The organism is Vibrio nitrifigilis, from assembly GCF_015686695.1.
GTDB lineage: Bacteria > Pseudomonadota > Gammaproteobacteria > Enterobacterales > Vibrionaceae > Vibrio > Vibrio nitrifigilis.
In genome coordinates this window covers 1,024,631-1,036,398 of record NZ_JADPMR010000004.1, presented here as the reverse complement: position 1 = coordinate 1,036,398, position 11,768 = coordinate 1,024,631, and the positions used below count along the sequence as shown (strand labels likewise).

At 38.3% G+C, this 11,768-nt stretch carries 17 protein-coding genes and 1 pseudogene; 14 read left to right on the top strand and 4 right to left on the bottom strand.

What is annotated here, in order from left to right; all coding sequences use genetic code 11:
* The first annotated feature begins 433 nt into the window (after positions 1 to 433).
* Entirely contained in the window at positions 434 to 1,051 is a 618-nt protein-coding gene (locus I1A42_RS21055; protein WP_161158610.1) for a YagU family protein, read from the top strand.
* Between the two features lie 132 nt (positions 1,052 to 1,183).
* Positions 1,184 to 2,059: a LysR family transcriptional regulator gene (locus tag I1A42_RS21050; RefSeq protein WP_196124855.1), complete on the top strand. Its 876-nt coding sequence runs from the start codon at positions 1,184 to 1,186 to the stop codon at positions 2,057 to 2,059.
* Positions 2,060 to 2,069: 10 nt separating this feature from the next.
* Here the strand turns inward: I1A42_RS21050 and I1A42_RS21045 are convergent, their stop codons facing one another.
* On the bottom strand, positions 2,070 to 2,366 hold the full coding sequence (locus I1A42_RS21045) for a YciI family protein (protein WP_161158608.1): 297 nt from the start codon (positions 2,364 to 2,366) through the stop codon (positions 2,070 to 2,072).
* Between the two features lie 214 nt (positions 2,367 to 2,580).
* Between I1A42_RS21045 and hemB the strand changes: the two genes are divergently transcribed.
* Positions 2,581 to 3,567, top strand: coding sequence for a porphobilinogen synthase (hemB, locus tag I1A42_RS21040; RefSeq protein WP_196124853.1), 987 nt, complete (start codon positions 2,581 to 2,583; stop codon positions 3,565 to 3,567).
* Between the two features lie 202 nt (positions 3,568 to 3,769).
* Here hemB and I1A42_RS21035 read toward each other — a convergent pair whose 3' ends face one another.
* Positions 3,770 to 4,738 carry an integron integrase gene (locus I1A42_RS21035; protein ID WP_196124851.1) on the bottom strand — a complete coding sequence of 323 codons (969 nt, stop codon included), beginning with the start codon at positions 4,736 to 4,738 and terminating at the stop codon, positions 3,770 to 3,772.
* A gap of 224 nt (positions 4,739 to 4,962) precedes the next feature.
* Between I1A42_RS21035 and I1A42_RS21030 the strand changes: the two genes are divergently transcribed.
* The 8 genes and pseudogenes from I1A42_RS21030 to I1A42_RS21000 all read left to right on the top strand — a co-directional run bounded on the left by I1A42_RS21030 (position 4,963) and on the right by I1A42_RS21000 (position 8,959).
* Positions 4,963 to 5,520, top strand: a complete 558-nt coding sequence (locus tag I1A42_RS21030; RefSeq protein ID WP_031382137.1) for a nucleotidyltransferase domain-containing protein — start codon at positions 4,963 to 4,965, stop codon at positions 5,518 to 5,520.
* A gap of 117 nt (positions 5,521 to 5,637) precedes the next feature.
* Complete coding sequence (locus I1A42_RS21025; protein ID WP_196124849.1) at positions 5,638 to 6,153, top strand: hypothetical protein; 516 nt, start codon at positions 5,638 to 5,640, stop codon at positions 6,151 to 6,153.
* Positions 6,154 to 6,302: 149 nt separating this feature from the next.
* Positions 6,303 to 6,554 carry a hypothetical protein gene (locus tag I1A42_RS24880; protein WP_230389687.1) on the top strand — a complete coding sequence of 84 codons (252 nt, stop codon included), beginning with the start codon at positions 6,303 to 6,305 and terminating at the stop codon, positions 6,552 to 6,554.
* 41 nt (positions 6,555 to 6,595) lie between these two features.
* The gene (locus I1A42_RS24875) at positions 6,596 to 6,841 is read left to right on the top strand and encodes a hypothetical protein (RefSeq protein WP_230389685.1); all 246 of its coding nucleotides are present in this window, start codon (positions 6,596 to 6,598) and stop codon (positions 6,839 to 6,841) included.
* Between the two features lie 135 nt (positions 6,842 to 6,976).
* Complete coding sequence (locus I1A42_RS21015; RefSeq protein WP_196124847.1) at positions 6,977 to 7,423, top strand: NUDIX hydrolase; 447 nt, start codon at positions 6,977 to 6,979, stop codon at positions 7,421 to 7,423.
* A 118-nt stretch (positions 7,424 to 7,541) separates the two neighbouring features.
* Positions 7,542 to 7,825 (top strand): annotated as a pseudogene (locus tag I1A42_RS21010) (MazG nucleotide pyrophosphohydrolase domain-containing protein).
* A gap of 125 nt (positions 7,826 to 7,950) precedes the next feature.
* A complete protein-coding gene (locus I1A42_RS21005; protein WP_196124845.1) occupies positions 7,951 to 8,418 on the top strand; it encodes a GNAT family N-acetyltransferase in 468 nt (155 codons plus the stop codon).
* 46 nt (positions 8,419 to 8,464) lie between these two features.
* On the top strand, positions 8,465 to 8,959 hold the full coding sequence (locus I1A42_RS21000) for a GNAT family N-acetyltransferase (RefSeq protein WP_196124843.1): 495 nt from the start codon (positions 8,465 to 8,467) through the stop codon (positions 8,957 to 8,959).
* A 65-nt stretch (positions 8,960 to 9,024) separates the two neighbouring features.
* Here I1A42_RS21000 and I1A42_RS20995 read toward each other — a convergent pair whose 3' ends face one another.
* Complete coding sequence (locus tag I1A42_RS20995; protein WP_196124841.1) at positions 9,025 to 9,330, bottom strand: type II toxin-antitoxin system RelE/ParE family toxin; 306 nt, start codon at positions 9,328 to 9,330, stop codon at positions 9,025 to 9,027.
* Positions 9,327 to 9,569 (bottom strand): type II toxin-antitoxin system ParD family antitoxin, encoded by a 243-nt coding sequence (locus tag I1A42_RS20990; protein WP_196124839.1) that lies wholly within the window; start codon positions 9,567 to 9,569, stop codon positions 9,327 to 9,329. Before I1A42_RS20990 ends, I1A42_RS20995 begins: the two co-directional genes overlap by 4 nt.
* 149 nt (positions 9,570 to 9,718) lie before the next feature.
* Here I1A42_RS20990 and I1A42_RS20985 point away from each other — a divergent pair, with 149 nt between their 5' ends.
* The 3 genes from I1A42_RS20985 (at position 9,719) to I1A42_RS20975 (ending at position 11,763) form a co-directional block, all read left to right on the top strand.
* Positions 9,719 to 10,432, top strand: a complete 714-nt coding sequence (locus tag I1A42_RS20985) for an alpha/beta fold hydrolase (protein WP_196124837.1) — start codon at positions 9,719 to 9,721, stop codon at positions 10,430 to 10,432.
* A 301-nt stretch (positions 10,433 to 10,733) separates the two neighbouring features.
* The gene (locus tag I1A42_RS20980; protein WP_196124835.1) at positions 10,734 to 10,949 is read left to right on the top strand and encodes a hypothetical protein; all 216 of its coding nucleotides are present in this window, start codon (positions 10,734 to 10,736) and stop codon (positions 10,947 to 10,949) included.
* 178 nt (positions 10,950 to 11,127) lie between these two features.
* Positions 11,128 to 11,763: a LysE family translocator gene (locus I1A42_RS20975; protein WP_196124833.1), complete on the top strand. Its 636-nt coding sequence runs from the start codon at positions 11,128 to 11,130 to the stop codon at positions 11,761 to 11,763.
* Positions 11,764 to 11,768: the final 5 nt, after the last annotated feature.

Here is an 11,768-nt window from a genome sequence, read left to right as displayed (position 1 = left end):
TCATTTTATAGAGCCAAGGTTAATGATCTTTACTTTAAATTCCTTTAAAAACAGTAAGTTATTGTTGTATTGTTTGTTTTTGACAAAAACTTACGTTTGTTTCTAATCTGTTATTTTCAATAAGTGATGAAACTGAAATGATTTTAAGATTATTATTTTGTCATTAGTGATTGTATGGTTATTTTTAATGAGATGGTTATTCACCATGTAAAGCACAAAAATTAACAAATTCTAATTTTATTTTTGTTTTAAATAAAACGATTGTGAGATGTAAATATTTTCAAAATTTTATTTAAAATAGTTTGTTTGGTGTTTTTTTGTACTAATTTTATGAATATATACTGTCTTTTTTTGATCTACATTCGTATTTTGTGGGCTACAGGGTGATAATATCTTTATCAATCTTTTTAACTCACATTTTTATGGTAATAACATGAATCTATTTGAGCAAACCAATCCATCACGTAGACGTTATGGTTTAGCTGCGTTTATCGGCCTAATCGCTGGTATCGTTTCTGCATTCGTAAAATGGGGCGGTGAAGTTCCACTTCCTCCACGTAGCCCTTCTGATATTTTTACAGCAGCATGTGCTCCTGAACACCTAATCCGTGCAGCAGCGAACGTTGACTGTTCTCGTAATTTCCTTAACCCTCCATACTTGTTCCTACGCGATTACTTACATGTGACAGATCCAAACTCACCTGTATACACTTTCGCAGGTCACGTGTTCAACTGGGTTGGTGTAACACACATCACGTTCTCTATCGTGTTTGCTGTTGGTTACTGTATCGTTGCTGAAGTTTTCCCTAAAATTAAATTGTGGCAAGGTCTTCTAGCTGGTTTCCTAGCAACAGTGGCAGTTCACTGGATCTCATTTACTACAATGGGTCTGACTCCTCCACTATGGGACCTACCTTGGTACGAAAACGTATCAGAAATCTTTGGTCACCTAGTATGGTTCTGGTCAATTGAAATTATCCGCCGTGACTTGCGTAACCGCATCACCAAAGAACCCGATCCAGAAGTGGCTCTAGACGCAAAAGCACGTTAATCATCATTGATAGATAACGTCTCAGTCTAACATTCTGAATAAGTAAAGGTCGCCTCGAGCGGCCTTTATTTTTGTAGTATTTGATTTTTATTGTATCTTTATCAAAAAGTTACATACGCAAGTAGCAAGATTATGATTGAGTCTATGAAAGTGTTTTGTCGGGTTGTGGAATACAATGGGTTTCGTGCCGCAGCGAATGAGCTAGATATATCGCCAGCAATGGTAAGTCGACATATATCAAAACTAGAACATACTTTAAAAAGCCCATTGCTCAAACGTAATACTCGATCTATTGCGTTAACGGATTCAGGGAATGCTTTTTACCAGCGTTGCAAGCAAGTGATCAACATGTATGAACAGTGCTTACATCAAGCAAGTAATGATAACCAAGCACTCAATGGCCATCTTAAAATTGGAATACCTCACTCGATCAATCAGCGCTATGTGATTCCATCATTGAAGCAATTTTATGAACACTATCCAGATATCAGCCTAGATATTGTAGTGGGTAACCATTCACTCGAACTTTTCAGCCATGGATATGATTTGGCGCTGCACTGTGGTGCGTTGCCTGACAGTGAGCTTTATTATTCGTTGGTAGGATATTGGAAGAAACGTACGGTTGCATCTCCTGAATACCTTGAAACACACGGGATTCCTCAACAACCGGAAGATCTTGAACACCATAGCTGCTTATTGCACTTTGATAACCGCCAAAGAACTTGGATCTATCAAGAGCATAATAAACCGTTCGCGATACCTGTGTATGGCGAGACACGAGTAAACAATAGCTTGGATCTTACCGAACTCGCTATCGCAGGGCATGGCCTTGCTTACTTGCCTGATTTTACAGTAAAAAATGCTTTGGAATCTGGGCGATTAATATCGGTGTTAGATCAATATATGCCTGCCCCTTTACCCATGTATATTGTGCATGTTAATGCACAACCTTCAAAACGTGAGCAGGCATTTATCGATTTTATTAAAGCGCTTTCAATTACAGAATAGTGGCCGAACGTTAATTTGTTATAGCCTTAGCTGCGGGGAATCCCTCAATGGTTTTCGATGGGATGAATTCAATGACATCGTATTTTGCAATATTGTGCTGATAAAAAGGGTCCTGTTTTATGACCTTTTGTAGCTCGGATTTTGATATCCCTTGAGCGAGTATAATACCTCCTGTTCGTGGTTCTTTTCTTCCCGCTGCTATAAACACTCCCTCAGAGAAATAGGGTACCATAAATTGCCGATGTATGCCCACATATTTCTCTACCGTTTCGATATCACAGAGATAATTTAAAGACACAATAAACATGATTTTTCCTCGGTTTTTAAGTGTCTAGTTATCTTACGAGTTTTATAGAACAGTCCTAGGCGTAAGAGTGCAACGCACTGTTTAATGTCATGCAACAATCACTTATGCTCTCTAGAGTCGATGGTTTAAACGCCAGTCTAAGCTGTGCCTGTGGCAATTTATATCAATGAGAGCATAATATTACCCATTCTTAAAATAATGGAAGTAAAGTCGAATGAATCAAATTACCCCTTTAAAACGTCTACGCCGATTACGTAGAACACCGGCGATGCGCGACATGCTGCAAGAGCATGACTTCAAACTGACAGATTTAATTCATCCACTTTTTATTGAAGAGGGGATTATTGAACCTCAACCAATTTCAACGCTACCTGGAATTGTGCGTTTGCCAGAAAGCCATATTGCGGATGAAGTGAAAGAGCTTTATGCGCTGGGAATTCGCGCAGTTATGCCTTTTGGTATTTCTCATCATAAAGATGCGTGTGGCAGTGATACTTATAATCCTGATGGACTGCTGGCACGGATGATTCGAAGCATCAAAGAGGCATGTCCAGATATGTTGGTGGTCCCTGATATTTGTTTTTGTGAATACACGACTCATGGCCACTGCGGTGTATTTGATGGAGAACATGTTAATAACGATGCAACCTTAGAATTATTGGTAAAACAAAGTGTTGTGGCTGCTCAAGCGGGTGCTGATATGCTAGCGCCTTCATCTATGATGGATGGGCAGGTACGAGCTATTCGAGATGGCTTAGACGCCGCAGGTTATGAGCATGTTGCTATTTTGGCTCACGCAGTCAAATTTTCATCTTCATTTTATGGCCCATTTCGTGTTGCCGTTGATAGCGAATTACAAGGTGATAGAAAGGCATATCAAATGGATTTTGCGAATGGCCATCAAGCAATGCAAGAAGCATTACTAGATGAATCTGAAGGGGCTGATATTTTGATGGTTAAGCCGGGAACGCCTTATCTTGATGTCGTTGCCAATCTGCGTCGAGAAACTCATTTACCTTTGGCTGTTTATCAAGTGGGAGGTGAATATGCGGCAATCAAATTTGCAGCAATGGCCGGTGCACTTGATGAGAAAAGCACTGTGTTCGAAACGTTAATCGGTTTTAAAAGAGCGGGAGCACAGGTCATCGTTAGTTACCATACTAAACAGATCGCTCAATGGTTAGCAGAAGATACCGAGTGATTTTTTAACCAATTGATTATATTAATAAATCTTAATATAAAAATCTGACAGATAGGCCGCCTTTTGAGCGGTCTTTTTTGTCACAGGCCCCATATTTACAATAGGAATTACGGTAGTGATTTGTTATAAATATATGCAATCGGTTTATATGTGGTGGTTGTGATATTTCGTGCTCGGAAGGGCGGTAGCGTGGAATATTATTTCATAGCATAAGATGAGAAAGTGGACTTTTTACCCCACTAGCGCCACGGTCAATCACATGAGTATATATTTGTGTCGTCTTTACGTCAGAATGTCCAAGCTGCTCTTGTACCGTACGTATGTCGGAACCAGATTCAAGTAGGTGAGTAGCGAAAGAATGACGCAGAGTATGGCAAGATAGAGGCTTACCGATGGCTGTTTTACTGGCAGCCTTTCGGACCATCTTTTGCAACGATGTTTCGTGAACGTGGTGACGATACCAACCTTGCATAAAACCGTACTGGCTCAAACGTTGTGCGGGGAATAAAAATTGCCATTCGAAACTTTTTGGTGCGTCGGGATATTTAAGTGCTAATTGATTGGGTAATGATACTCCCGAATAGAACTGAGTATTGAGATCTTGCTGGTGAATAATTCGAACTAACGATATTTGCTGTTGAAGAGCTGGATAAAGTTCTTTTGCAAGTGTTACTACCCTATTTTTGCCACCTTTACTTTGCCAAATTCGGAGAGCTCCGTAGTCAAAATCGATATCCTTTATTCTTAAGCGGACAGTCTCCATTAGTCTTAGCCCAGAGCCGTACATAAGTTGATAGGGCAGTAACGTATGGGGTGGAATAGCGGAAAAAAGAGAGACAACCTCCGGTGGTGTTAGCACAACAGGAAGTTTACGGCTTTTGGTTGAACGACGAAATCTTAAGTCAATATCCAATGGTTGTTCGAGAAAATCACGATAGAGGAACACCAATGCGTTCAGCGCCAAAGATTGTGTAGCAGAAGCGCATTTAAGATTAACGACCAAGTGGGTTAAAAAATCTTCAACATGGGTGCTGGTTAGCTTTTGGGGATGCTGATTATTATGATAATGGATAAATTGAACTGTCCAATAGAGGTACACTTTAATCGTTTTACGCGCATAATGTCGAGCTTGCATAAACTCTTTTAAGCTGATTAAAAAAGGTGATTTCATACATAATCTCACTACTGTTTTTATATACAGTTACTATGAAAACATAGTGTGGACAAATTAGATAGAACAAGTCGGTACTTTGTGATGAGTAACGAATAAGATCATACTTTTTTACTACTTATGTTAGATAGTTAGATGAATTCTTTAACAAACGAAAGTTATTATACAGAAGTGTTCTCATAGAATGGTTCTGTATAATAACTGTTATACAAACGGAGACAACTGTGAGTTTAGAAGAACTTAATCTCGAAAATCTTCCCCTTCAACATGAGCTGGTTAAATCTGTTTATACTGCGTTTATTTCCGAAGACAACGTGGTCGCCGCAGTGTTAGTAGGCTCATTGGCTGCAGGTAAGGGAGACCGAGTATCTGACGCTGATATTTTGATTCTTACTCAAAATGAATTCCATAAATCCACACAAGAGTGCTTCTCGGCTTTTGAGCGTGGTAAAGAAATTTTCTATCGCAATCAAGGCTTCCATAACGAGAATGCTTACTTTACAAAATACATTTTCACAGACTTAACCAGCACAGAGATTCATTGCTTAGATCTAAGCGAACCTTTTGATATCTCCAAACCTTTTAAAGTGCTATTTGATAAAACGGGTGCAGTTGAGTCACGATTAACCGATGCTCCTGCACCAAAGCACGAAGATTTTCCTGCATATACAAATGGTGACCAAGGTTTAATCTGGGAACTTTTAGAGTGTATAAAGTGGTTAAGCCGAGGCAAAAATGAATTAGCCAAATCTTACCTTAAGAAATTGGCGGATAAGCTGTAACAGTTTGTATAACAAAGCATTTAAGAGTGATTCGCAACGCTTGGCAGTTTCGCTTCGCTCAAGTATAGCCAAGCGTCACTCACACCTTAATGCGGCGTTATGTATTTCGAGGTGAAAATGAAAATTGATCAAGAGTATTTAGATCTATTGCTGAAGCCTTTGGCTGATAACGCAGTTCCGAATTTAAAAGAATACCTTGAAGAATTAATGTCGCTAGGTGTTCATATCGAAGATGGTACTGGTCGCATTGACAGAAAATTTGAAACCCATCTTAGATATATGAGTACTAAGAGACTTATCTCGAATATGGATGGCAAAAGTGACCTCAAAGCTATCGGTATCACTATTGGTGCAGGTGGTCATATATTGATTATCGGCGACAAATTGATCATGAAAACAGAAATTCAGGAGCCAGCAATGCCACAAATTAATATTGGTTCGATCAACAGTAAGCAAGTTCAAGTTGGTAATCACAATAGTCAAGTAACCAATATCAATGTACAGGAGTTGGTAGAAAAAGTAGCTCAATCTAACGATGTCGAAGCAAAAAGTATTCTAAAGTCCTTGCTGGAAAATAGTACTGTTGCAAGTGTTGTGGGTGCAGGTATTTCTGGTCTTATCGGGTTACTTTAAAACATACATAACAATGCGCTAAAGACGGACTAACAAACGCTTGGCATTTTTAATTTGGTTAAGTTAAGTGCTTATGGTGTTCAATTTAGGTTTTTGCCAAGTTTGTTAGCCACTTAGCTTAGCGTTATCCGCCATCATGGGATTTAGCAATGAAGATTGAAGACGATATACCTCTATTGGAAGAAATCATTTCTGATTGGAAGAGTGTGATAGGCGCAGAGTACCAAGGCTATAGAAACCATGTCTATCGAATGATCCACTTTTGCTTTGCTCTGAGGGATTGTAGTGATGAAGAGAGGGAAAAAATCATAATAGCGGGTGTATTTCACGATATCGGAATTTGGGCAGAGGAAACGATGGACTACATTTCCCCTCTTTGCCACTTGCGACGGCGTATTTAGAAAGCAGAGGTCTTGAATCGTGGTCAGAAGAGATTAAGCTGATGATTACAGAGCATCATAAGATTCGTGAATGCGATTATGATCTTTACCCATTAGTCGAAGTATTTCGAAAGGGGGATCTTGTGGACTTCTCGCTTGGTTTATTTAAGTTTGGCGTTCCCAAAACTTATGTCCAAGAAGTTAAGGACAACTTTCCAAATGCCAGCTTTCATAAAAATATAGCTAAAAGAGTCGGTAAGTGGTTTCTAAAACATCCACTAAACCCGGCACCGATGATGAAGTGGTAACGCATTACAATCAATTTAAACGGACTGCCAACCAGTCGCACTTTTGGTTCGGTCGGCAATGGTGTTTACGGTAGTCTGGTTTAGTTTTGGTGCGTTGTCAGCCGCTTAATTGGGCGTTAAGAGCAGGAGTTAATAATGAGACAGCCTTTTTCTATAAATACCTTTCTTTACCGTGTAGAGGAAGGGAGTATTCGATTCCTTTTGCTGAAACGTGTTCAGCGTTCAGAGCTTAGTTTGCCTGCTTTCTGGCAAGGTGTTACTGGCGGCATGGAAGAAGGCGAAACGCTTGAAGAAACAGCTGCTAGAGAAATATTTGAAGAAACTGGTTATAAGCCAAATTTGATTGAGGCTGCAGGTTACGAGTACTCATTTCCTATTAAGGATGAATGGCGTGTTTCTTACGGTTCAGGGCCGACCGAAATAATAGAAAAAGTATACTGTGCCAAAGTAGAAGGTGAACCACAGTTATCAGATGAACACAGCGAGTATAAATGGGTTTCAGAATCTGAAGCTAAAGAGTTGATGCACTTCGATACCAATAAACTGGCACTTGAAGCAGCAAATAAGTGGCTTAGTTCTTAACAATCCAAGGTCGGTCATGCCCGCCAAAACCGCTCCGCGGCGGGCATCGGACTCACTATCGTTCGCAGCAACTTAGGAGCGTTATACGCTTAATGAAAAATGATACAAAAAGGACGTTATGACGTTATCTGAATTACAAAGTCATATAAAAGAGTTCGATTATTCGCCAGAGCAATCTGAACACTATTTTTTAAAACTAATCGAAGAAGTTGGCGAATTATCGGAATCTATTCGCAAAGGTAAAGTGGGCAACCAACGCTAGATGAACTCAAAGGTTCAATCGCAGAAGAGTTATATGACGTGTTGTACTATGTTTGTGCTTTAGCCAATATTCATGATGTAAACCTTGAGAAAACGCATGAGCTAAAAGAAGTTTTGAATAAGGTTAAGTACAACAGATAGGACGCGTATAACAAATTTTTTAAGAGTGATTCGCAACGCTTGGCGTTTTCGCTTCGCTCAAGTATAGCCCAGACTTTGCGCACGTTAGCTTTGCATTATGTGGCAATTCAAATAAGGATGTTAAATTGAAAATTGTATATCTAGCTGATCATAAAGAATATCTCCAAGAACTAGCAGAGTGGTACTACAGTGAGTGGGGGCGTTTACTTAAACACCCTGAAAATAATGAATATGTTAATCGACTTGAAGGTTGTCTAAACAAAACCAGTTTTCCATTAGTCATATTAGCTATTAATGACGGTGAATTAATTGGAGCTGCACAGATAAAATTGCACCAAATGCCAATGTATCCCGAAAAAGAGCATTGGTTAGCGGGCGTGTATGTTAAACCAGAATACAGAGGTCAAAACATTTCAAATACTCTACTAACTGAACTTGATAATATTGCAATAAATCTAGGGGTTAAAATACTTCATTTACAAACAGAGCATTTAGATGGTGGCTTGTACTCTAAGTGTGGTTGGCAAGCGGAGGAAATCGTCAATCACAGAAATATTGATGTTATGGTAATGTCGAAAGTATTGATCGCGTAATCACATAAGAGACTATGGCGTCATACGAGTAAGGAAAATTCGGAATATGGACATAAAAATAGACGACTTGTCAGGTGTTGAAGTGATCAAATTACTCCATGAACATTTATCGGATATGCACGCAACGTCGCCTCCTGAAAGTGCTCACGCTTTGGATGTTGATGCGCTTAAATCCCCAGATATCACATTTTTTAGTGCTTGGATTGGCGGTGATCTGCAAGGTTGCCTAGCTATCAAACAGTTAACTCCTCAGCATGTCGAACTTAAGTCAATGAGAACTTCCAACTCATCACGCAAATCAGGTGTAGCGACTAAACTGCTTACTCATGCTATTAACTTTGCAAGTGACAAAGGCTATCAAAAAGTTAGTTTAGAAACGGGGACTCACGAGTTCTTCCTACCAGCAAGAAATCTTTACGAAAAATTTGGGTTTACTTATTGTGAGCCCTTTTCTGACTACAAAACTGATCCACATAGTCATTTTATGACGCTGGATTTGGTAGAAAAATCGTATAACAAGAGCAAGCATCAGACAAATTAATCGATTAGGCACTTGTGGTTTAAAGCTAACTGTTTGCTGAGACAGTAAACAAAATACTGCTGTGTTTAGCGTTGTGCACCAAGGATCGGATGAACGTCCATGCTTTTGTGCAATATCCTGATAATTAGAATATTCTGGCTGCCAATTTGTTGATAAAAAATAACGTGACTTCCTTGGGGAAATTTCCGATATCCTTCTCTGATATCGTCACATGTTTTGCCAATATCAGGATTTTCTGCAAGTAGCCAAAAAGATTCGTCAAATTGTTTAAGATAAACGTTACGCTGCTCTTTGCCCCAACGTCGGGAAGTAAAGAGGGCGATGTCTTTTAAATCTGACTTCGCCTTGTTGGTGAGTTGGAGTGGTTTCATTTTCTTTCTTCGTTATCAAGTTCATTGATAAACGAATCAAGGTCATAGTCAGCCATGCCGCTTTCTTCGCCTTCAACCAGAAGTTGGCGTAGTGTATTCATTTTGGTTTCTTGGGTTTCAAGCAAGCGTAAAGCAGAGCGAATTACTTCACTTGCAGAACCGTAGCGTCCACTTTTGATTTGGCTCGTAATGAAACTATCGAAGTGTTCGCCTAAAGTAATACTCGTATTTTTAGCCATTACAGCCTCCTTGGTACCAAATAATACCTAATTATGGTATTGAAAGAACTTTGGTGCAAGTGGAGGCGCATAAGAATCGCAGTAATTGACAAAAATACGTGTCATGGTTTTTACAACAGTGTTTAGCGTCATAAGCTTTGAGGAAAATGATGAAAATTAGAAAGAATAAAAAGACAATTATTTTTCTACATGGTGGGCCTGGTTTTGATGATTATCTAGAATCATATTTTTCAAATTTAAATGATACATTTAATTGTGTCTTTTATAGTCAAAAAAAAGGCCCTAATATAGTTATAGATGAATTAGTAGAAGAAATAGACGTATTGGTAAATAAATGCGAGCATAAACCTATAATATTAGGGCACTCATGGGGTGGAGTTCTTGCATTAAAATATAACTCTTTATTTAAAAATAAAATTTGTGGCTTAATCCTAATGAACACAGGGTTGAATACTGAACAATGGCTACAATATAGAGAAACGCTAAAATCATTAAAGCTTGAAGACGCTGAACCTGAAGATATTTTTATGACAGAAAAAGAAAAATTAATAGGATTAACTTTTTTTGAAAATGTGTCTAGAACATTATCCGTGGATACCTTTAGTTCGATATTTGAACGGTTTTTGTCAAACTTTGATCTAATTAATGAATTGTCAGCAATTTCTTTTCCAATTTTGAATATTTTTGGAGGAAAGGATTATCGTTTTCCAGTAGAGATTGCGAGATCTTTTAAAAAATTTAATCCAAATATCATTGAGTTGGAGTTGAGGGATTCTGGTCATTTCCCTTTTATATTAGAAGATAAATTGGATAGGATTTGTTTGACAATAAATAATATATTTAACAAAAATGATTTAATTTAGAGCGTTAATAATTTTAAATAATCAAGTTGTATAACAAATATTTGAACCAGTCGTATTTTGTCATGAGCTTTGTGACTAACTGGGTAGGTTAAATGGACGTTATAAAGCTCGAAGAAAAGGCCATTTTATCAGCTCAGTGTGGTTAGAAAAGGCGTTTAACGTAGAGTCCGATTTATAACAAACAATGTTAAGAGTGATTTGGCACGTGTGGCACTTTTGCTATGCGGTGGTTTTTGTGGCTACGGTGGTCAGGATTGATATGGCAAGTATATGAAATACATTCTCTTATTGTTTATAAAAAGTGAGCGTAAATCTAGCCAATCATCCTCATAAAAACAGTCTGTTTGAAAAAAGACAACTCAATAAAGATAACCATAAAGTTAATTATTTCATCGATAGCAAGGGCTTCTTTGAGTTTTTAAATAAACAAGAAAAAATAGGTATGGAGAAATTGGCAGCATTGCAAAAAAATGCCAGTAAATTTATACAGCCGACGGCGAAAGCATCGGCCGATTGAAGTGTTATATTTTTATTTGAACCAGGGGCTCCGCATGAAGCGATCTAAATCACATTATCTTCTATCATTAGCTCTCAAATTCCGGTTTATCTGGTTACATGATGAGCGTTTTGGGCTCAAAAGTGTGATCTAGATTCTTTCGTGCGGTTGCCGTGTTATTTGAACAAAGGAGCGTTCAATGAGTTTTGAAATATGGATTATGTTTGCAACCGCATATCTCTTGGTTACATTGTCACCGGGGCCAAATGTCATACTGGTACTTAAGAATAGTATTCAGAATGGATGGAAATCAGCATTAATTACCATTTTGGGTAATTTGTCCTGTCAGTTAATCATCGTGTGTTTAGTTGGAATTGGCGTTGGCGGTATATTAGCTCAATTACCAGCATGGTTTTTTGTGATGAAATGTGTTGGTGGACTTTATTTGATTTATCTTGGAATAAAGAGCTTGCGGTCAATACATTCATCAAAGATAGAATTGCCAGAAGCGAATCAAAAATGTGTTCGTCACTCTTTGCCACAATTGTTCATTCAAGCATTTTTGGTGTCAGCAAGTAATCCTAAGACATTGATTTTTCTTTCAGCATTTTTACCCCAGTTTTTGGATATTAGCCATCCTCATATTGAGCAATTTTCAGTTATGTACCTGACAATATGCGTCATAGTCACTTCAGTGCATCTTAGTTATGCACTAATAATTAGTCGCGTAGGTCATCGATTACAAACAAAAGGTTTTGACCGTAAATTATCCAAAATTACAGGTGGGCTTTTTATTACAATGGGAAGTGGTGTTCTTTTAAGTTCAAGGACATAAGTATA